This is a genomic window from Flavobacterium sp. B114r (assembly GCF_056824125.1).
Window position 1 is genome coordinate 3,474,072 of record NZ_CP124858.1, and the last position, 20,367, is coordinate 3,494,438.

A 20,367-nucleotide genomic window follows, 5' to 3' on the forward strand; every position below is an offset into this window, starting at 1 on the left:
GATTTTTTAGGCATATATACTAAAATACGAAAACAATTGCGTTACTGCTTGTATTCGGTGCGATATTGTATGGGCGAAGCACTCATTACTTTTTTGAAAAGACGAGAAAAATACAGTGGATCATTAAAGCCCAGTGCAAAGCTTATTTCCTTTATACTCATAGTGGTAAAGCTTAGATACTGACAGGCTTTTTGCATTTTTAAATAGTTGAAATAATGAATAGGAGAGTAGCCTGTTTGCTTCTTAAATAATGTAAAAAAGTGTGATGAAGAGTAATTAAAATAAGTTGCTACATCATTGATTTTTAAAGACAAATCAAGATGCTTTTTCATATAGTCAATAGCAGACTCTATAGTATTATCCTCTGAAAATATCCTGTTTTTTTTGATAAAAAATCGTTCATATAAAAAAGCATTCAGTAATTGCCACAAAGAGAGATTGGCATATTCAAGATTACTGGCACTATAACCGTCTTCCATAATATCTAGTATGTTTTCAAAAAGTTCGATACGTCTTTCTTCGAGTGATAATTGTGGAGCCGTTTCTGGATATTCAGTGATGAATTTTTCATAAAAATGTGGGGCTTGTGGTCCGGTAAAGTGGATCCAGTAAATACTCCACGGATTTTGTTTTAAAGCATAATAATCATGTGCCACTTCCGGCGGTATAATATAGAAGGTATTGGCTTTGAGTGTTATCGTTTTATTTTCTTTACTAATAATGCCTTCGCCTTTATAACAATAAATCAGGATGTATTGTTTACTTCCGTGTTTTCGTTTCATCGAGTGATGACTTGCATTTGGGAAAACACCAATATCAGTAAAATATAAACTGGATATAAGAGCATTCTTCTTAATGCTTGAAAGTATGTTTTTAGGAATCACAATCATGCGTTGGCCTAAAAAACCTTCTTTAACTTTTATTTTTTCCTTTTGTGATGCATTCTTCATTTTGATGATACTATTTTTCAAATATCGTAATTTAATCCATGCTTTTAAAAAAAATGTCCATTTTGATGATAATAATCAAAGGTACTTTTGAAATACTATTATAACCCGTTGGGTGTAATTATTTTTAACACATAGAAACATAGATTTTTTCTTAAATAGAATAAGACGTTTCACTTATTTAAAAGACACAAAGTTGGCTGTGTGATAGAAACGTGTTTCCTTTTGTATTCTTTGTTACACATAAATTCTATGTTTCTATGTGTTTAAGTGAATATTTACAAATTACGCTCAATGGGTTACTATAAAAATAGTGTTTTTTTAATCATTTTTTTTAAACAATATGAATCCTATTAATAAGATTACATACGAACCTTTTGGGGTTTGTAATGGAAAAGAAATCTTTAAATTTCAACTTACAAATAGTCACGGAAACTACGTTGAGCTTCTTAATTATGGTGCCATAGTAAAGTCCATAATAGTGCCGGATAAAAACGGAATTAAAGAGAATGTAGTTTTAGGATTTCCAACTTTAGAAGATTATCTAAAAGATACCTCTTATATAGGTGCAACAATTGGACGTTTTGCCAACAGAATCAATAATGCCGAATTTTCTATTGAAAATGAAACATATTATCTCGATAAAAACGATGGAAAAAACAACAATCATAGTGGGTCGGCAGGATTTAACAACAAAGTATTTGATTTTATAATAAAAGAAGATACTGTCATTTTTATACTTGAAAGTAAAAGTGGAGAAGGTGGTTTTCCCGGAAACCTAATGACCAAAGTCGTGTATAACTGGACGGATAAAAATGAACTGAAAATTAAATATTTGGCTTTAGCCGATGAACCAACTCCGTTAAATTTTACCAATCATTCTTATTTTAATTTATCGGCTTGTAAGGAAAAAATATACCAGCACAATCTTACGATTAAGGCAAAAAGTATAGTAGAAAGTTCTCAGGATTATATTCCGACAGGAAAAATTATAAATGCGGATTCTTATTTGTTTATAAACTACAAGTTAGCAGATGTTATGCATAATAGTGGACTTAACATCTATTACATCTTTAATAATGATAATATACATTCTGATTTTACATGTGAATTATTCGAAGAAAAATCAGGAAGAATTATGCGTGTGTTTACATCATATCCCGGCGTGCAATTATACACAGGAGACTTTTTAAACAGTACAACTATCGGAGAACATAGCAAGTTTTACGAACCTTTTGACGGACTTTGTTTAGAATGCCAATATTATCCGGATAGCCCCAATCACAGGCAATTTCCTAATACTATATTCGAAGCGGGGCAGGTTTATAATGAAACGATTACGTATGCTTTTGATGTTAAAAATTAAAAAAACATGCCACAGATTACACAGATAAAAAAGATTTTTTTAGCCACTAATTTCACAAATTTTCACAAATTAATTCGTGCTCATTCGTGCAATTTTTGGCTAAAAAACTTTGCGAACTAATAAAATTGAAACTAATCTCTAAAAACCATATAAATGAAAAAAATGTTTATTAATCGATCTTTAATTTTACTGATACCTGCAATGTTTTTTGTACAGGTCAGCAGTAAAGCACAAAATGAAGGACTTTTTCTAAAGTCTAAGGACAATCTAAACAAAATTGAATTGTCGTTAGCTAAAGATGGAAAGTTGTCTTATGAAGTTACGCGTCGCGATAAAAAGATAATTTTAGATTCTCCGCTTGGTCTAACTTTCGAAAATAATGATTTTACATCTGGTTTATCAGTTGTAAAAGTGTCGCCTGTTGAAGAAAAGCGTGAAAAGTATGAACTTAAAGTTGCTAATAATAAAGTCGCTGACCACGTTTTTAAAAGTAAAAGCATAATCTTTAAAAACAAACAAGGTGCTTTAATGACCATAGATTTAATTGCGGGAGAAGAAGGGGTTGCTTTTCGATATAAGTTTACTGAAAAAGAAAATCAATCCAGAGTTCTTAAAAATGAATTGACAGGATTTCATATTGAGCAAAATGCAAAAGGATGGTTACAGCCTTACAACAAAGCCGGAGATTATACTCCCGGTTATGAGGATTTTTATGTTGATGTAAAGTCTGGCGATCCAATAAGTGGGGCACGAAATGAATCAGTTGGTTGGTGTATGCCGGCTCTTTTTAATGTAAATGATACTAAAAACTGGGTTTTAATTGCAGAATCAGGAGCAGACGGAACATTTCCGGGTTGTCATTTACAACCTGACTCTAAGGGAGGAATTTACAGCATAGCATTTGCAAAAAAAGACGAGAAATTTACGTTGCCTTTACCGGATAAAGAAAACGCATATCCTGAGTCAAATTTACCATGGACAATGCCGTGGAGAGTGATTATGATAGGAGATAAAGCGGGAGATATATTATTGTCGACCATGATTACAGATTTGGCTCCGGCATCAAAAATCGCGGATGCTTCATGGATTGTTCCGGGAAAAGCAGCCTGGTCATGGTGGTCACATCCTGAGGATTTTACGCCTGAAATGTATAATAAATTTACAGATGTTTCAGCTTCATTTGGTTTTAGATATACGCTTTTTGATGCAGGATGGGAAAAAGCCAATAAAGAAGGCAAAATTATTGATTATGCTTTATCAAAACGAGTTCAGCCATTGGTGTGGGGTTATTCGGCAGAATATTATGATGCAGAAAAAAGAAAGAAGAGATTTAAGGAGTTGGCTGACATGGGAGTAAAAGGGGTTAAAATCGATTTTTGGTGCTCAGACAGACAAGAAGTTATAGCAGCACTTCAGGGAGTTTTTGAAGATGCAGCAAAAGAACATTTACTGGTAAATCTGCACGGTACAACAGTACCAAGAGGATGGCACAGAACATGGCCAAATTTTGTAACGGCAGAAGCTATTTTAGGAACAGAAAGTTATTTTTACGAACCAAGATTTCCTGAGAAAGCAGCAGAACAAAATACAGTACTGCCCTTTACAAGAAATGTGGCAGGACCTGCTGATTATACACCATTTGCGCTAACTTTTAGAAAATACACGCGTTTAAACACGGCAACGCATGAGTTGGCTATGGCTATGATTTACACATCAGGTATTATCCACTTTGCCGATTCAGAAGAGGTTTTTAATTCACTTCCTGATGCACTTAAAAATTTATTAAAAGAAATGCCGGCTACCTGGGATAAGACAGAATATGTGATTGCAGATCCGGGTAAAGCAATAGTTTTAGCGCGTCAAAAAGACAATCTTTCTTACATCGTAGGGATAAATGGTACTAATACAGCATTGCCAGTTGCAATAGATCTTAAAAAATACAGCAAAGGCTTTTCGAAATTCAGGATTATCTCCGAAGGCAAAGACCCATTAATGGAATTTAATGTGCAGACTTATCCTGTAACTTCAAACTGGAAGCATAATCTAGCTCCTAAAGGTGGGTTTATTATTCAGTTTATAAAGTAATAAGACTTTTAACCTGAGTGTCTTTTTAACCGTAAAGCACGAAAAAGTCTTGTTTTATAGGGTTTTATAAAAATAAAAGTTCGCAAAGCTATATGTTGAAATAGCTTTGCGAACTTTGCGCGCTTTTCGGTTAAAAAAACTTCGAGTTTAAATTATTTCTACTATTAAAATTCCTCCATCCAAAGCCAATTAGTAATAAATTTAAAATTAATAAAGGCAAGAATGCTTTTACAAAGTTTATTTTTGATGGATCGTTAAATGTTTGAACTTTAAATTTCGACCAGTTTTCTTTGCTAACATCTGCATTATCGAATATTTTTGGATAGAAATACAAACGCATTTTTTCGTGAAATAGCTTCGTTTCTTGCAAAAACAAAAGCTGGTTTTCTAAGTCAGATTGGGCAATTTCGTTCAACTTAATCTGAGTATGCAAAGTAGGAATAAATTGCGCGATCAATTGACTTGCTTGATTTCTTTGTTTTAGTTTGTTCTCTAGTTCATGAGATTGTTGTGCCGAATCATCATCACCTGCTTGTTGCATGGCATAATACCAAAGCCAGCTAAATTCAGTATTTGGCAAAGGATAATGCGCAAATTGCGGATAGTGCTGATAGAATGTATCCATTGTAATTTTTTTATCCATATCCCATTTTTCATGATAGGCATTTCGCTGTTTAACGGTCAATTCCAAAGCTTCGGGAATTGGATATTTATTTACTATATAGGTATTAATTGTTGCAGGTAAAATAATGATAAGAAATAGCCAGATTGTCAATAAAATAACAGCATTAAAGTTTGAATTTTTCTGTAATGAAACAATGAAAAAACTGATAGCAAACCAAAAAAGAATGTATAAAATTCCGAGCCCGTAAAAAGTAAAAAGTAACGAATTTAATGGAATATTCAGAAGCAATGCGGCGGCGAAAAGTACAATAGTTAATAATGCAATAAGACTTAGAATCCTGATGTAGAATAACTTCAGAATGTATAAAAAAGTGTTTTGACTTTGTGTTGCAACAATTTTCCAGGTACCGCTTTCTTTTTCTTTCGAAACCAAATTGTAAGAGAATGCAATAATTAAAAGCGGAAAAAGATAAATCAGTACAAAACTAAAATCCATATTTCCTGATAATAAATTATTAGGATTATTGAGTTCGGCATCGTATTTCTGAGCTTCCAGACCCCGAATTGTAACACTTTGTATCGACGGATTTACATCGCGCTGACCAATTGCCAAACTGTTTATGGGCAGTGTTTTATTTACCAATGAGAACTTGATGTAATAGAGCAGGAGTCCTATTTCATCTTTATGAAAAGCGGCATTTCTCGCAATGTGTTCCTTTTGATAAATTGCTGCTTCTTTAATATTATTTTGTTGTTTCTGCTGAAATTGCAGTCCAATTAAAAGACTTATAAAACAAATGATTAAAAGAAATAGCAATCCAATTTTGGTGCCCTTAGATCGTATGAAATTTTTAAAAAGTAATGCTAACATATTAGATGGCTTTAAGGTTTTTAGCTGCAATTCGAATAACAATAAACAGCATTATAATCCAGAGAGTTATAGAAATTACAGAGATAATTTCGGATTTTAAAACGTCCCAAATTCCTTTAGGTTCATAATGAAATTCGGCTACATCAGCCCAATGTTCTTTATTAATAGTCGAAGGTTTGTCGTTTGGTCCCGGTTTTTTATTACTAATGTATTTTACCTGCAATGCATTCATTTTTTGCGCCATAGTATAGCGATAAGCTTCGGCTTGTTTCTGGAAATCGATATATGAATCATAATCCGTATTCGATAATCCCATCGATAGGTTTTTGATTGCGATATACGGATTTATAAGAGAAATCATCTTAGAAAAACTGTTTTGTTTTTCATAGACATGAAGTAAGGTTTCTAAATGTTGATTGTATATTTTAGAACTTATTTTCTCGCCTTCGCTCATTATAAATCCTGAATAATTGAAAGGAAGTTTTTGTACGGAATCGACTTTGTGTACACTCAAAAGCGAATCTTTGATGGCTTTATAATGCAAATCATTTGGATTGTGACTATCTCCTTGTTTTAGAATGTCTTTTTCGATATCGCTCTGAAATTGAATTTTAGAGGGAGCTTCGTACATATATGCCCCAATTGCCTGCGTGGTTCTTGGGAGAATAATGGTGAAAACCAACCAAATTCCAATCAATGAAATCAAAGCTTTTTTAGATGTTTTGCTCGTGGTAGAAACTAAAACTGCAATCACACAAAAGAAAATCAGATAAATAAAATGAAACAGAATAAACAAAAACATTTTAATGGTTTCATCAGCAGAAATCGAGAAATTCTGAAGCAATAACCAGATAAAAACAAGTACAATAATGGTTGGGACAAAAAGAAGCATGATAACGCTGACGATTCCCAGTATTTTACCCCTTAATAATTGTTTCCAGCTAATTCCCTGACTCAAAAGCAGTTTTAAAGTTCCGTTTTCACTTTCGGCCGCGACCGCATTAAATCCCAGGAAAAAGATCAATAAAGGCAATAAAATTTGTAAAACCATCGCAATACTGATTTCACCAAACCGAAGCAGACTGTTCGAAAATCCGGCTTCAGAGAAATTGGCAGTATTTTGTTTGTGCGCTTCCAGAAAAATGGCATTCCCAAAAAACGGTTCCATTCCAAATTCAAAAATACTTAAAGGTGTACTTTTTCTGAATGCAAAATTTCCGTAATGCGCCATTCGGTGCGGGTTTTTGTCAGGATTTTTAAGCCAGTCTTCCCTGGATTCATGTTGGTATTTTTCGCTGGTTTCGTTTTGATTGGTATAATTCTCCCAGCCAGAAAACGCAGCATAAAGTAAAACAATCCCAATAAAAAGGGTAATGATAAAGACAGCCGTATTCTTAAAAACGGAATTCTTTAAATGTCCGGCGATTAAAATTTCAGTATGTAATGATTTCATCCCAATTAGAATTTATAAGTTACGGTCAGGCTAAAATTTCTGGGAGCTCCCGGAAATAGTCTCAAGTAATTCTGAGCACCTAACCAATAGGTTTTGTTGAATAAATTACCCGCATTTAGGGCAATTTGCATATTGCTTTTGTTTGGTTTGTAATACAATGCAGCATCAAAAATCATAAAATCAGGAAGTGTGAAAGCCCTTGTAAACCAAGGCACTTTGCTGCTTTGATATTGCATCCCGAAACCAACGCCCAAATCTTTTAAAGACGAATCAGAATTGAAATTATAACGGGTCCATAAATTGGCACTGTTTTTTGGCGTATTTTGTTTTCTGGCACCAATTAACGACACATCACGATCGTTGGTAATTTGAGCGTCAATATAACTGTACGAAGCGTTTATTTGCCAGTCTGCCGTGATATAACCTGCCAGATCACACTCAAAACCTCGGCTTCTTTCAGCACCTCTGGTTACCAATAAATCAGGATTTGCCGGATCATTGGCATTCATTAAAATATTACGCTGATTGATTTCGTAGATTGCCGCATTAAAACTCATCGAATTATTAAAGAAGGTCGCTTTTACACCCACTTCTTTCAAGTTACTTTTGAGAGGATCGAACAAACTTCCGGGAGATAAACTTCCTGTTTGCGGCATTAAGGTCACCGTATTTGATTGTGGCTGATAGCCTTCAAGATATGTCGTATAGACATTAATTTCATTGTTTACGGCATAAGTCAAACCTACACGAGGCAACAAAGCCGATTTTTTTACCGTTATTTCATTATTAGATTTGTAATTGGTAATGTCCTCAAACCATTCGTTACGCACACCCAGTAAAAAAGTAAATTTTTCCCACTGAACCTGATCCTGAATATATATAGCATTTGTAGTTGTCAATGCTGATGGTAATGCATTCCTGACGTTCAGTGTATAATCATTGGCAGTTGTTATGGTGTAAGTTGGGTTGTTTAAATTAAAATAATTGACGTTTGGTTTTGGCAAAACTACTCCTTCAATCGTTGTGGTTTGATAATTTACAGCATTTGCAGGAACAAAAGCACTAGCGACAGTTCCGTCTTTTAGTAAATAACCTCTTGCAGCATTTTGTCCTCCGCCTTTAGTTTTGTTCCAACTGCTTAAATCATAGCCAGCCAATAATTTATGCCTGATTTTTCCGGTTTTTAAATCGAAATTAAAATACGTACTTAAATTGTCAATGTCCCAATATTGCTGGCGTTGAACAAATTGCATCATCGCTAAATTTGTTACCGGCTGATTGTTCATATCAACAGCAAAACCATTTGTTGTTCTGTGTTCCTGAAGATTCTCTGTCCAGGTTTGTTTCATGTACTGCGCATTAAAACCAATTTTAGAGCTGAATTTATGAGCCAAACTGGTAGTGAAAATCATTTCTTTCGATTTAAAAAAGTCACCAGGAGCACCTAAATTCAAACTTATTGGTGTTTTATTTAAGCTCGTAACTCCGGCAACAGCACCAAATATAGGTTGACCGCGGTCCAGAATTCCTGTCATATCGCTCAAAATCAATTCAGTATTGATAGCGGTTTTTTCATTTGGGATATAACTGAAGGAAGGAGAAATCAAAAACGATTTATTACTAACGAGATCACGAAACGATTTCGCTTCCTGATACGCTCCGTTTACACGGTACAAAAGTGTTTTAGAATCATTTAAGGGTCCTGTAAAATCCAAAGTTCCACGTAAAGTGCTAAAACTTGCAACACTTAAACTGATTTCCTTTCGATCAACAGCCAAAGGTTTTTTGGTAACAAGATTAATACTCCCGCCAGGATCTACAGATGAAAATGTCGCACTCGACGGACCTTTTATTACTTCTATCCGTTCGATATTATTAGTCAAAGGCTGTAGAAAATAATATTGACGTGTTCGCATTCCGTTGATAATCTGACCTTCTTCGTTTTGACTAATGCCCCGAATTGTGTATTGATTGTAGTAACTGGACGGAATTACGCCACTTGCCATTTTTACTGCATCGGCAAGATAAAATGCGCCTTTATCAGCAATTAATTCTTTTGTTATTGTCGATATTGATTGCGGAATATCTTTGTTGAGTGCTGCAGTTTTTGTGGCTGCAAATGAATAATCGCTATTGTATTTTTTTGATGAACGGCCAACAATTTCTACGGTTTGCAATTCGTTTTTTGCTATTTTAGTGGAATCCTGTGTAATAGTGTCCGTTGTTTTTTTATTAATTGTTTGAGATTTCACGCAGTGCGTCCCAATTATTAAAAATAAAAAAGGATATATATGTTTCATTTTAATGAGGATGGAATTATTCTTCCTTTTATACTGTTTGTAAATACAAATTCTCGAGTTCATTTGCTGATATCTTGTTAGCTTCGATTACCGTTACTAAGTTTCCTTCTTTCATGATGCCAATATGCGAAGCCACTTCTCTTGCTCTGAAAATATCGTGCGTAGCCATTAAAATTGCAGTTCCATCTGCGGAAAGTTCTTTTAAAATTTGAGAGAATTCATTTGAAGCTTTTGGATCTAATCCGCTTGTCGGTTCATCAAGCAGCAGTACTTTTGCCTTTTTGGCAATTGCAATGGCAATACCTACTTTTTGTCGCATTCCTTTAGAATATCCACCAAGATTTTGATCATGTGCGGCAACCTGCAAACCGGCTTTTGATAGAAAATAAGCCAGTTCTCCTTTAGAATATTTAAATCCGGCAAGAGAAGAGAAGAATTTTAAGTTTTCTAAACCAGTAAGATTGGGGTATAACATTACTGTTTCAGGAATATACGCGACATATTTTTTAGTTTCCTGAGCATTTTCTACAACTGATATATCATTGATTTTGAGATCTCCGCCAGTTGGTTCTATAAAACCTAAGAAAAGATTGATAGTCGTTGTTTTTCCGGCACCATTCTGACCTAAAAGCGCAAAGATTTCGCCTTTATTAATGGTTAGATTTAATTTATTTAAAGCGATAGTATTGCCATATTTCTTGGTCAGATTTTCAGCTATAAGCATAGTTTTTATGTATTTGGAATGATTATTAATTTTTAGTCGCAGTCGCATTGACAGTCATAGTCGTAGTGACAGTCGCTGTTAGAGAATTAAATTGTGAGGACAGGGATAGTTTACTACTGTTTCTGTAGAAAGAAATTAATTAGTATTTGAAAATAAGAATGACATTTTGCCTCTTTTTCAACACGATTTCTTGTGGGAATAGAATGCGTCAAATGAAAATGCAGTCATTTTCCTTTTACCAATTGAGAACAGGTAAGAGGGAGTAATTTTCGAAAATAAAAATGTAGTAAGCTAAATTAGGACAGGAGGTGCTCTAAGAGCAAAAAGGCTGCCTTTAAAAAATGTAGATGTATCTCTTGTATAAAAGTATACATAAGATGTTTCAGGATTTACTTTATGAAAGTATAAAGTCTCAAATGAATTTGGAATAAAAGTACTAAAAGCAAAGTGACAAACGTGACAATGAATATCAACAGAATGGGTGTGTGTTATTTGCTTTTGACCATCAACATATTGATGATCACAAGGTTTATCCGTTAATTGTTTGTAAATGTGTTCGTAAGAATGTATCGTCTGAAACAGCATTGCGAACAATACGGTTAAAGACATAAAAAGATTAATTAGGAGAATTTTCTTTTTCATTCTTGTTTTGGAAATCCTTTGTTTATTGCGAATATGTGGGTTATTAACTAACGCAACTTAGTTGCAAATATAAGTATCTTAATTAAAAAAATACTGGAATTGAATAATAATTTAAAATTATGAATAGAAAATTTTACAATATGAAACATCAAATTACTTATCTAATACTTCTTGAAATGTAGGTTTTGAAGTTTTTTTTTTTTTTAAACTTAACGTATAATCCTCAACGTATAGAAAAAAAATCTTTTTCTGATGCTTCGGTTCGAGAAATTGACACTATTATTCCTGTTAACAAGGTTCTTTTTTGTTACAAATCTCAATAATCTTTAGTGTGACCGTTATAATATTTCTATTTTTACTAATAGAGTATCATTATCAGCTTAGATAATAATTGAATTTTTGATTTGGCATTAGCTTCATAAAATGCCAATTTTCGCTAACGGGCTTTCTGCTCAATAAAAAATAAATTATGAAAATAGGATTAATCGGATTTGGAAAGACTGGAAAATCAGTAGCATCAATACTACTTGAAAATAAAAAATTTTGTTTAGAATGGGTTTTAAGACAAAGTACTGTTTTAGAACACAGATCTGTTCCCGAATTTTTTGGAATTCAGTCAGACGAACCCGGATTAATTTATTCAAGCTCTAAAACTACTATGGAAGAATTACTGGATAAACATCCAGTTGATGTGATTATCGATTTTTCGTCTAATGAAGGTATTTATACTTATGGTGAACTTGCTGCAAGCAGAAACATTAAAATTATCTCAGCAATTTCCCATTATAAAGATAAAGAATTGCAGTTATTAAAGAAATTAGCACATAAAACGACTGTATTTTGGTCTCCAAATATTACACTTGGGGTGAATTATCTACTTTTTGCGGCTAAGTTTTTAAAGAAAATTGCACCGTGGGTTGATATTGAAGTCAATGAGGAGCATTTTAAAACAAAACAAGGAACTTCCGGAACAGCTGTAAAAATTGCCGAAGCTTTAGATATCGATAAAGAAAACATCAATTCAGTCAGGGCAGGAGGAATCGTTGGAAAACATGAAGTTATATTTGGATTCCCATATCAAACAGTACGTTTAATTCATGAATCGATTTCAAGAGAAGCTTTTGGAAATGGAGTTGTTTTTGTAGCTGAGAACTTAGAACACAAACAAAAAGGATTATATAATTTTGAAGATATATTGACGCCTTATTTTGCTGTTTAGCTTACTTTGTGGTTTACCACGAAGACGCTAAGGCACAAAGTTTTTCTTTTTTAAGTTTTTAACCTTAGCGTCTTTGCGATTTTGCGCGAAATTCTCGTTGAAATAACAAAAAAACAATACCCGACAAGTTTTTAAAACCTGTCGGGTTTATTTGTATGCGCTAATTTTATATAATTAATTTAAATATACTTGATATATCAAATAAATAATTATATTTGACATATCAAATACATTTAAAGATAAAGAGTTTAATATGATTCAGAAAACCCCAACAGGAACAGTTTTATATACCATAGAACAGACCATTAAAGAATATCGGAAAATTTGCCAAAGGAATATACAGAAGATCGCAGATGACATTACAGTTGATCAATGTTTAGTACTTATTATTCTAAATGATAATACGACGATTTCTCAGATAGATATTGCAAAATTAATATTTAAGGATAATGCATCGGTTACAAGGATAATTGAGTTAATGGTTAAAAAAGATTACTTGACCAGAGAAACGGATGAATTAGATAAAAGGAAATCTAAACTGATCATAACTGAAAAAGGTAAAAAAACAATTGTCTTATTGGCACCTGTTTTTAAACTTAACCGCAAAACAGCTCTTAACGGATTATCGCTTGATGAAATCGAATTACTGGACAAAATCCTCCACAAAATAATTTCAAACTGTAAAACTTCGTAAATATGAAACACCTTTTAACTTTACTATTGCTGTCAATATCAATGATTTCGGTTGCACAAAATGATATAAAAGAAGAACATAATCTTACTGAATTAAGTAAAAAACAAATTATCGATTCGCTGACCAAACAACTTGAGGAGTTTTATATACGACCAAATGCAGTTGGAGAGATTAAAAAGAAACTGAATGAGAAATATAAAAAAGGTGTTTACAGAGATATTGTAAAACCAAATGAATTTGCGGGTAAACTAAGCTCAGATCTTATAGAGGCTAGCAAAGATTTACATTTTGGAGTTGTGTATGATCCGGAATGGACGGAAAATCATCTAAGAAAAGAGAATAAAGAGGTACAGAAAAAAATTAAGGCCGAGGAATTAGCAGAAGCTAAAAAGAAAAATTTCGGTTTTCAACAAACACGAATTTTAGAAGGAAATATAGGCTATCTAAAGTTCGATTATTTTGAAGATCCTGCAATAGCAAGTGAAACTGCAGCATCGGCGATGCAATTTTTAAGCAGTACAGATGCGCTAATTATCGATTTACGCCAAAATAATGGAGGGGCTATGGAGATGGGACAGTTTTTAAGCAGTTATTTTTATTCAGGGAAAGAGTTACCTCTTTATAAATATTATTATACCGAAAAAAACAGAAAAAAAGTCGAAAGAGAAATGTGGTTATTACCGTCTGTACCAGGAAAACGTATGGAGGATGTTGATATTTATATTTTGACAAGCAACACTACTTTTTCTGCTGCTGAATGGATGAGTTACTCGCTTCAAAATTTAAAACGTGTTACTATAGTTGGTGAAAGAACGGCTGGAGGTGCGCATCCAATTGATAGAAAGGTATTACCAAATGGTTTTTTTGTAAATATCCCTTTTGGAGAAGTCAACGACCCTATTACAAATACAGATTTTGAAGGAAAAGGCGTGATGCCCGATGTTTTGTGCAAAAGCGAAGAAGCTATAAATACATCTCATATACTGGCTTTGCAAAAGCTTTCATCAAAAAGCAAAGATTTAGAAAACAATCTCGATTGGTATATTCCTATCATTAAAAACAGACAAAAAAAGGCAAGTGTTACTGATGAAATTTTAAAATCTTACCAAGGAAAGTATGGGAAAGTCGAACTGAAATTTGAAAACAACAATTTGTATTACAAATGGAATAATATAGCAACTTTATTACTGATTCCTTTGGATCAGGATTTATTTCTGCTGGATGGAATAGATGATTTCCGTATACAAATTGTTTCTGAAAATGGTGTAGTAACAGGGTTTAAAAGAATTTATCAGGTTGGGCAGGATAAGTTCTATAAAAAAGAGTAGCGATTAGTGTCTATTGACTAGTAATTATAATAATTATAGAAAAAGGCTTTAGCCAAAAAACGACATTTGGCTAAAGCCTTTCCAATGACCTTTATTAAACTCCAGCTAAAGCTGGAGTCTATTCAAAACTTTGCGACTTTTCGACTTTGCTAGATTCTTTTTTTTAAGTACAAATCACTTTCTAAAAATCAAAGCCTTAGTATATTCCGCATTCATTTTGGCGATCGAAAGGATAGAAATTCCTTGCGGACATTCGATTTCGCATGCCCTTGTATCAGAACAATTTCCAAAACCTTCAGCATCCATTTGCTGAACCATTGTTAAAACCCGTTTTGATGCTTCTATTTTTCCTTGCGGAAGTAAAGCCAAGTGTGTTATTTTAGCACCAACAAACAAGGCAGCACTGGCATTTTTACAAGTTGCCACGCAAGCACCACAACCAATACAAGCCGCAGCATCAAAAGAAGCTTCAGCAGTTTCGTAAGAGATAGGAATACTATTTGCTTCCGGTGCCTGACCAGTTGAAGCGCCAATAAAACCTCCGGATTCAATAATAGAATCAAAAGCAGAACGATCAATTTTTAAATCTCTTAAAATAGGAAATGCTTTTGCACGAAAGGGTTCAATATAAATAGTATCTCCATCTTTAAAACTCCGCATATGAAGCTGGCATGTTGTTGTGTTCTTTAATGGTCCGTGAGCTCTTCCGTCAATCATAACGCCACATTGTCCGCAAATACCTTCTCTGCAATCATGATCAAATTCAATGACACGTTCTTTTTTCTGAATGAGCGATTCGTTCAAAAGATCGAGCATTTCCAGAAAAGACATATGTTCAGAAACCCCGTCAATTTCGTAGTTTACCATTTCTCCTTTAGAAGAAGTATTGAGTTGTCGCCATATTTTAAGATATAGTTTCATATTCTTAAGCTTTTGATTATTTGTAACTTCTAACTGCCAGTTCAACCGATTCGAATACGAGCGGTTCTTTGTGTAATTCAGGTTTTTGTGCAGCGCCTTTCCATTCCCAAGCCGATACGTAACAAAAATCAGCATCATTTCGAACAGCCTCACCATCCGGAGTTTGATATTCTTCTCTAAAATGGGCACCACAGGATTCTTCTCTTTGCAGAGCGTCATGGCACATTAGTGCAGCCAATTCGATATAATCAGCAATGCGTCCGGCTTTTTCAAGTTCACTGTTTAAAGTATCATCTCCTGTTATGAGCAAGTCTTTTTCAAAAGAAGTTTTTAGAAGTTTGATTTCATCTAACGCTTCTTCGAGTTTTTCCTTACTTCTCGAAAGTCCACATTTTTCATAAAGCAATCGTCCTATTTTTTTATGAAAGTGATCTGTTGAAAGTGTTCCTTTACTGTTCAGGAATTTATCTAATTGTGCTCTTACAGCTTTTTCGGCTTCATCAAAAGCAGGATGGGCAATTGTATTTTTAGGAGCATTTAATTCTCCTGCCAGATAATTCGGAATCGTGTAAGGAGCAATAAAATAGCCATCTACACAAGCCTGAAGCAATGAGTTGGCACCCAGTCGATTTGCGCCATGATCAGCAAAGTTTGCTTCTCCCAAAGCAAATAAACCCGGAATTGTAGTCATTAATTCATAATCTACCCAAAGTCCGCCCATTGTAAAATGTGCCGATGGAGATATTAACATGGGTTCTTTGTAAGCATTGATCCCTGTAATTTTTTCGTACATCGCAAAAAGATTACTGTATTTAGCTTCAATATTATCTTTTCCCTGGGTTTTAATGGCATCCGAAAAATCAAGATAAATAGCATTTTTCATTGGTCCAACGCCATGTCCGGCATCAATTTGTTCTTTTGCCGCTCTTGACGAAATATCGCGTGGAGCCAGATTGCCAAAAGAAGGATATTTACGTTCTAAATAATAATCTCTTTCTTCTTCAGGAATTGTATTTGGGTTTCTGTCGTCTGCGGCGGCTTTTGGCACCCAAATTCGCCCGTCGTTACGAAGCGATTCTGACATTAAGGTAAGTTTTGATTGATTTTCTCCATGTTGCGGAAGCGAAGTAGGGTGAAACTGAATCCAGCTTACACCTGCCATATAAGCGCCTTTTTTATGTGCCCGCCAAATTGCTGAACTATTACAGCCCATGGCAAGTGTAGAAAGATAATATACTTTTCCGTAACCTCCTGAAGCTAAAACCACAGCATCTGCAATATGACGTTCGAGTTCTCCGGTTTCAAGATTTCGGGCAATAATACCTTTAGCTTTCCCGTCTATAACTACCAATTCCAGCATTTCGTGACGTGTATGCATAGTCACTTTTCCTAAAGAAACCTGACGCAATAAACCTTGATAAGCACCCAGTAAAAGTTGTTGTCCGGTTTGTCCACGTGCGTAGAACGTTCTTGAAACCTGAACACCACCAAACGACCTGTTATTAAGATATCCGGCATATTCCCTGGCAAAAGGAACACCCTGAGCAACAGCATGATCGATTAAAGCGGCAGAGCATTCCGCCAGACGGTAAACATTTGCTTCACGAGATCTGAAATCGCCGCCTTTTATAGTATCATAAAACATTCTGTACGTGCTGTCACCATCATTTTTGTAGTTTTTTGCAGCATTGACTCCACCTTGTGCAGCTACAGAATGTGCTCTTCTTGCAGAATCCTGAAAACAAAATGACTGAATATTATAGCCTTGTTCAGCCAATGATGCGGCACAAGAAGCTCCTGCAAGACCAGTTCCTACAACTATAATGTTCAGTTTTTTTCTGTTGGCAGGATTTACAAGTTTAGCTTTTGCCTTATAATTATTCCATTTTTCTGCAAGCGGGCCTTCAGGTATTTTTGAGTCTGTCATTTTTGTTTGTTTAAAATGAAACTTATCTTAAGAAGCTGTAATTTACTACAAAAAAATGAATGAAATCAGAGTGAATGTCTTTAAATTCAAGGATAAATGAAAAAAAAGTTAACAAATAGATGCATAGATTTAAAATTGAAAGAGGAAGCAGGTTGCTGCAAAATCATCATTTCTTAAACCTGGGCTTCATAATAGCGAATATAGATTTCGAACTCCGTGGTTCTCTATCGTTAAAAATTAAATCCAACTGTCCCAAACCTTCAGGATAAAAACCAGGATTTTAATTTGAACATAATTATCTAATGCCCAATGATTTCTTTTCTGTGCAAAGTTCCCCATTCATTTAATGCTCCGATAACATTGTATAAAGTGTGGCTGTGTTCTGTTCTTGCATATTCAACAGTTGGCGGAAACGTGTCATAAACAGTTCTGGTAACCAGTTTATTTACCTCAAGATCTTTAAGTTCTTTTGAAAGCATTTTATCAGTAATTCCGTTTACATCTTTAGAAATTTCCTTAAATCGTTTTGGCCTGTTTGATAATGCAATCAAAATTGGCAGCTTCCATCTGCCGCTTAAAACTTCCAGAGCATCCCTTACAGGCAGTAATGCTGCCAGACATTCCTCTGGTTCGCCACAGCGTACTTTTTTTGTGAATTGGTTCTTTGTTTCCATAAGTTGATGTTGAAATTGATTTCACGCAGATTGATTTAAAAATCTGTGTAAACCTCTTATTTAAATGTCATTTTGTCTAATACTATCCTCAAGGATAGCGCTATCCTTGAGGATAGTACTATAAAAGAGATAGCAAATGTAGATAAGTTTGTATCATAAAACAAAATAGTAATAAAATGAGCAAAAAGATTCTGAATATAGTAACAAGCATCAAAGGAGATGCTTCATTTAGTAACCAATTATCCACTGCAGTTCTGGAAAAATTGTCAAGAGAATATCCGGGAAGTAACGTACAAACTTTTGATCTTTCTAAAACACCTTTACCTTATTTAAACGAATTGCAGCTTAATGCATTTTATACTCCTGAAGAAGCGTATACAGAAGCTCAGGTAGATTTTGTTAAACTTTCTGATGAAGCTATAAACGATTTATTGGAAGCTGATATTATCGTTATCGGAGTTCCTATATACAATTTTGGAATTCCGGCATTATTAAAAGGATGGATTGATCAGGTGGCAAGGCCAGGAAAGACTTTTAGTTATGGTGAGAGTGGACCAAAAGGATTGATAACGGGTAAAAAAGTATTCTTGTCTGTTGCGTCCGGTGCTGTATTTTCTGACGGTCCCTATAAAAGTTATGATTTTGCGGAACCGTATTTGCGTGTAGTTTTAAGTTTTTTAGGAATTACTGATGTAACGACTTTTAGGGTAGAAGGGACTGCAATTCCTGATTTTGCAGAAAGCGCCTTGCCAAATGCTTTGGCTGCCGTAGAAGAATTCACTTTTTAAATTGAAAATAAAAGTACGATAGTTGGACATTTTCGTATTTAGTAAACGCGACAGGTTTTTGAAACCTGTCACGTTTGTCGTAAAATATCTTAAGATTTAAAATAAGATAAACATTTATAGCCAGCTCCATAGGAGCGACATATTTATAGATATTGAGAACAGGTTATTGAAATAAAGCTCCAGAGGAGCGATATAGCCATTTTTATTGACAACTTAATATACCACCCCGTTGGGTTCTATTGTATGAATTTTTAATTTTCTATAATTATATCGTCCCGCCGGGACTTAATATAAATTACATCAGATTAGTAAACCCGAAAGGTTTTGAAACCTGTCTAGTTTGTCTTAAAACGAGAATTTTGATCGTTGAATCTTTGTCAAAGTTTTTAAATTTTGACAAAGATAGTTGCGCATAATAAACCTATTTGGTTTGATGTAGTTAAGAATTGCGTTTAATTATTATTTCTCAATAATCATTGTAATTCCTTGTCCACCGGCAGCGCAAATGGATATAAATCCTCTTCCTGAGCCTTTTTGGTTTAATAATTTTGCCATAACACCAATTATTCTTCCTCCGGTAGCGGCAAATGGATGTGCTGCGGCTAAACTGCTTCCTTTTACGTTTAATTTTTCCCTGTCAATTGCCCCTAAGGCTTTCTTTAAGCCCAATTGTGTGCTTAATTCCGGACTTTCCCAAATTTTTAAGGTGGCTAAAACCTGAGCGGCAAAAGCTTCGTGAATTTCATAATAATCAAAATCCTGCAAAGTCAATCCTGCTTTATCGAGCATTCTGCTTGCAGCAAATAGTGGCGCTAACAAGAGGTTTTGCTGATTTTTGACGTATTCTATAGCTGCAACTTCGGCAAAAGTAATATAAGCCAAAACAGGGAGATTATTTTCTTTTGCCCATTCTTCGCTTGCCAAAAGTATACATGAGGCACCATCTGTAAGTGGCGTTGAATTTCCGGCGGTAAGTGTGCCGTTTGTTTTGTCGAAGGCAGGATTTAATTTAGCTAATTTTTCAAGAGTGCTGTCTTTTCTAAGATTATTATCTTTGTCAAGTCCGTTAAAAGGAGTAATCATATCATCAAAAAAACCTTCATCATAAGCTTTTGCCATGTTCAAATGACTTTTTAGCGCTAAGTTATCCTGATCTTCGCGAGAGATTTTATAATGTTTTGCCGTAATTTCTGTATGTCCTCCCATCGAAAGTCCGGTTTGGGATTCTTCGTTACGCGGAACTAAAGGCGTCAGATCTTTTGGACGTAATTTTAGAAATAGTTTTATTTTCTCGCCCAATGATTTTGCTTTTCTGGCATTGAGCAAAATCTTTCTCAGTTTTTCGCTCACGGCAATTGGCATATCACTTATTGAATCGACACCGCCGGCAATTCCGGATTCTATTTGTCCAAGAGCAATTTTATTGGCAATATATATAGCGCTTTCTATTCCGGTGTCACAAGCTTGTTGCAAATCACACGCAGGAGTTGCCGGATCAAGAGACGTTTTCATAACACATTCCCTAATCAAATTACTGTCATAAGTATGTTTGATTACAGCTCCTCCGGCAACTTCGCCTAATAATTTTCCTGTTAGATTGTATTTGTTTATCAGGCCGTTTAAGGCAGCAGTCATCATTTCTGTATTTCCAACTTCGGCATATGCGGTATTGGCTCTCGCAAACGGAATCCGATTATAGCCAACGATGGCAACTTTTCTAATTGTGGTGGTATTGTTCATAACTAGTTGTTTTCGAAAGATTTTAGACTTAAAGATAAGCAGACTTTTGTAATTAGATATTTTC

16 protein-coding genes are annotated in these 20,367 nt (G+C 34.5%); 6 read left to right on the forward strand and 10 right to left on the reverse strand.

The genetic code is table 11. The annotated features are described in order from the left end of the window. Window positions 1-41 precede the first annotated feature (41 nt). Window positions 42-971: an AraC family transcriptional regulator gene (locus tag QLQ94_RS14880; protein WP_271337128.1), complete on the reverse strand. Its 930-nt coding sequence runs from the start codon at window positions 969-971 to the stop codon at window positions 42-44. A gap of 319 nt (window positions 972-1,290) precedes the next feature. Here QLQ94_RS14880 and QLQ94_RS14885 point away from each other — a divergent pair, with 319 nt between their 5' ends. Next, window positions 1,291-2,313, forward strand: coding sequence for an aldose epimerase family protein (locus QLQ94_RS14885; RefSeq protein WP_271337127.1), 1,023 nt, complete (start codon window positions 1,291-1,293; stop codon window positions 2,311-2,313). Between the two features lie 153 nt (window positions 2,314-2,466). Then, window positions 2,467-4,398, forward strand: coding sequence for a glycoside hydrolase family 97 protein (locus QLQ94_RS14890; protein ID WP_482497611.1), 1,932 nt, complete (start codon window positions 2,467-2,469; stop codon window positions 4,396-4,398). A 130-nt stretch (window positions 4,399-4,528) separates the two neighbouring features. Here QLQ94_RS14890 and QLQ94_RS14895 read toward each other — a convergent pair whose 3' ends face one another. From QLQ94_RS14895 to QLQ94_RS14915, 5 genes are all read right to left on the reverse strand, one after another. Next, window positions 4,529-5,893 carry a DUF3526 domain-containing protein gene (locus tag QLQ94_RS14895; RefSeq protein ID WP_482497613.1) on the reverse strand — a complete coding sequence of 455 codons (1,365 nt, stop codon included), beginning with the start codon at window positions 5,891-5,893 and terminating at the stop codon, window positions 4,529-4,531. Window position 5,894: 1 nt separating this feature from the next. After that, a complete protein-coding gene (locus tag QLQ94_RS14900) occupies window positions 5,895-7,346 on the reverse strand; it encodes an ABC transporter permease (protein ID WP_482497615.1) in 1,452 nt (483 codons plus the stop codon). A 5-nt stretch (window positions 7,347-7,351) separates the two neighbouring features. Beyond that, on the reverse strand, window positions 7,352-9,646 hold the full coding sequence (locus QLQ94_RS14905) for a TonB-dependent siderophore receptor (RefSeq protein WP_271337123.1): 2,295 nt from the start codon (window positions 9,644-9,646) through the stop codon (window positions 7,352-7,354). 28 nt (window positions 9,647-9,674) lie between these two features. Beyond that, window positions 9,675-10,370, reverse strand: a complete 696-nt coding sequence (locus tag QLQ94_RS14910; RefSeq protein WP_271337122.1) for an ABC transporter ATP-binding protein — start codon at window positions 10,368-10,370, stop codon at window positions 9,675-9,677. 291 nt (window positions 10,371-10,661) lie between these two features. Next, the gene (locus QLQ94_RS14915) at window positions 10,662-11,012 is read right to left on the reverse strand and encodes a hypothetical protein (protein ID WP_482497618.1); all 351 of its coding nucleotides are present in this window, start codon (window positions 11,010-11,012) and stop codon (window positions 10,662-10,664) included. A gap of 469 nt (window positions 11,013-11,481) precedes the next feature. Here QLQ94_RS14915 and QLQ94_RS14920 point away from each other — a divergent pair, with 469 nt between their 5' ends. The 3 genes from QLQ94_RS14920 to QLQ94_RS14930 all read left to right on the forward strand — a co-directional run bounded on the left by QLQ94_RS14920 (window position 11,482) and on the right by QLQ94_RS14930 (window position 14,253). Continuing rightward, window positions 11,482-12,231: a 4-hydroxy-tetrahydrodipicolinate reductase gene (locus QLQ94_RS14920; protein WP_271337120.1), complete on the forward strand. Its 750-nt coding sequence runs from the start codon at window positions 11,482-11,484 to the stop codon at window positions 12,229-12,231. A gap of 253 nt (window positions 12,232-12,484) precedes the next feature. Further along, the gene (locus tag QLQ94_RS14925; protein ID WP_271337119.1) at window positions 12,485-12,925 is read left to right on the forward strand and encodes a MarR family winged helix-turn-helix transcriptional regulator; all 441 of its coding nucleotides are present in this window, start codon (window positions 12,485-12,487) and stop codon (window positions 12,923-12,925) included. 2 nt (window positions 12,926-12,927) lie between these two features. Beyond that, window positions 12,928-14,253: a S41 family peptidase gene (locus QLQ94_RS14930; RefSeq protein ID WP_427402809.1), complete on the forward strand. Its 1,326-nt coding sequence runs from the start codon at window positions 12,928-12,930 to the stop codon at window positions 14,251-14,253. Between the two features lie 174 nt (window positions 14,254-14,427). Here the strand turns inward: QLQ94_RS14930 and QLQ94_RS14935 are convergent, their stop codons facing one another. The 3 genes from QLQ94_RS14935 to QLQ94_RS14945 form a co-directional block, all read right to left on the reverse strand. Beyond that, the gene (locus QLQ94_RS14935) at window positions 14,428-15,174 is read right to left on the reverse strand and encodes a succinate dehydrogenase/fumarate reductase iron-sulfur subunit (protein WP_271337117.1); all 747 of its coding nucleotides are present in this window, start codon (window positions 15,172-15,174) and stop codon (window positions 14,428-14,430) included. 16 nt (window positions 15,175-15,190) lie between these two features. Then, a complete protein-coding gene (locus QLQ94_RS14940; protein WP_271337116.1) occupies window positions 15,191-17,101 on the reverse strand; it encodes a fumarate reductase/succinate dehydrogenase flavoprotein subunit in 1,911 nt (636 codons plus the stop codon). 299 nt (window positions 17,102-17,400) lie between these two features. Further along, window positions 17,401-17,775 carry a winged helix-turn-helix transcriptional regulator gene (locus tag QLQ94_RS14945; protein ID WP_271337115.1) on the reverse strand — a complete coding sequence of 125 codons (375 nt, stop codon included), beginning with the start codon at window positions 17,773-17,775 and terminating at the stop codon, window positions 17,401-17,403. 176 nt (window positions 17,776-17,951) lie between these two features. Here QLQ94_RS14945 and QLQ94_RS14950 point away from each other — a divergent pair, with 176 nt between their 5' ends. Further along, window positions 17,952-18,563, forward strand: a complete 612-nt coding sequence (locus tag QLQ94_RS14950) for an FMN-dependent NADH-azoreductase (protein WP_482497621.1) — start codon at window positions 17,952-17,954, stop codon at window positions 18,561-18,563. A 459-nt stretch (window positions 18,564-19,022) separates the two neighbouring features. Here the strand turns inward: QLQ94_RS14950 and QLQ94_RS14955 are convergent, their stop codons facing one another. Further along, complete coding sequence (locus QLQ94_RS14955) at window positions 19,023-20,303, reverse strand: acetyl-CoA C-acetyltransferase (RefSeq protein ID WP_271337113.1); 1,281 nt, start codon at window positions 20,301-20,303, stop codon at window positions 19,023-19,025. Window positions 20,304-20,367 lie beyond the last annotated feature (64 nt).

Excerpts from the sequence above, each read along its gene's own strand:
- QLQ94_RS14910 (WP_271337122.1), bottom strand. The coding sequence starts at position 10,370 with ATGCTTATAGCTGAAAATCTGACCAAGAAATATGGCAATACTATCGCT.
- QLQ94_RS14890 (WP_482497611.1), top strand. The coding sequence starts at position 2,467 with ATGAAAAAAATGTTTATTAATCGATCTTTAATTTTACTGATACCTGCA.
- QLQ94_RS14905 (WP_271337123.1), bottom strand. The coding sequence starts at position 9,646 with ATGAAACATATATATCCTTTTTTATTTTTAATAATTGGGACGCACTGC.
- QLQ94_RS14920 (WP_271337120.1), top strand. The coding sequence starts at position 11,482 with ATGAAAATAGGATTAATCGGATTTGGAAAGACTGGAAAATCAGTAGCA.
- QLQ94_RS14915 (WP_482497618.1), bottom strand. The coding sequence starts at position 11,012 with ATGAAAAAGAAAATTCTCCTAATTAATCTTTTTATGTCTTTAACCGTA.
- QLQ94_RS14935 (WP_271337117.1), bottom strand. The coding sequence starts at position 15,174 with ATGAAACTATATCTTAAAATATGGCGACAACTCAATACTTCTTCTAAA.
- QLQ94_RS14925 (WP_271337119.1), top strand. The coding sequence starts at position 12,485 with ATGATTCAGAAAACCCCAACAGGAACAGTTTTATATACCATAGAACAG.
- QLQ94_RS14950 (WP_482497621.1), top strand. The coding sequence starts at position 17,952 with ATGAGCAAAAAGATTCTGAATATAGTAACAAGCATCAAAGGAGATGCT.
- QLQ94_RS14945 (WP_271337115.1), bottom strand. The coding sequence starts at position 17,775 with ATGGAAACAAAGAACCAATTCACAAAAAAAGTACGCTGTGGCGAACCA.
- QLQ94_RS14955 (WP_271337113.1), bottom strand. The coding sequence starts at position 20,303 with ATGAACAATACCACCACAATTAGAAAAGTTGCCATCGTTGGCTATAAT.
- QLQ94_RS14885 (WP_271337127.1), top strand. The coding sequence starts at position 1,291 with ATGAATCCTATTAATAAGATTACATACGAACCTTTTGGGGTTTGTAAT.
- QLQ94_RS14895 (WP_482497613.1), bottom strand. The coding sequence starts at position 5,893 with ATGTTAGCATTACTTTTTAAAAATTTCATACGATCTAAGGGCACCAAA.
- QLQ94_RS14940 (WP_271337116.1), bottom strand. The coding sequence starts at position 17,101 with ATGACAGACTCAAAAATACCTGAAGGCCCGCTTGCAGAAAAATGGAAT.
- QLQ94_RS14930 (WP_427402809.1), top strand. The coding sequence starts at position 12,928 with ATGAAACACCTTTTAACTTTACTATTGCTGTCAATATCAATGATTTCG.
- QLQ94_RS14900 (WP_482497615.1), bottom strand. The coding sequence starts at position 7,346 with ATGAAATCATTACATACTGAAATTTTAATCGCCGGACATTTAAAGAAT.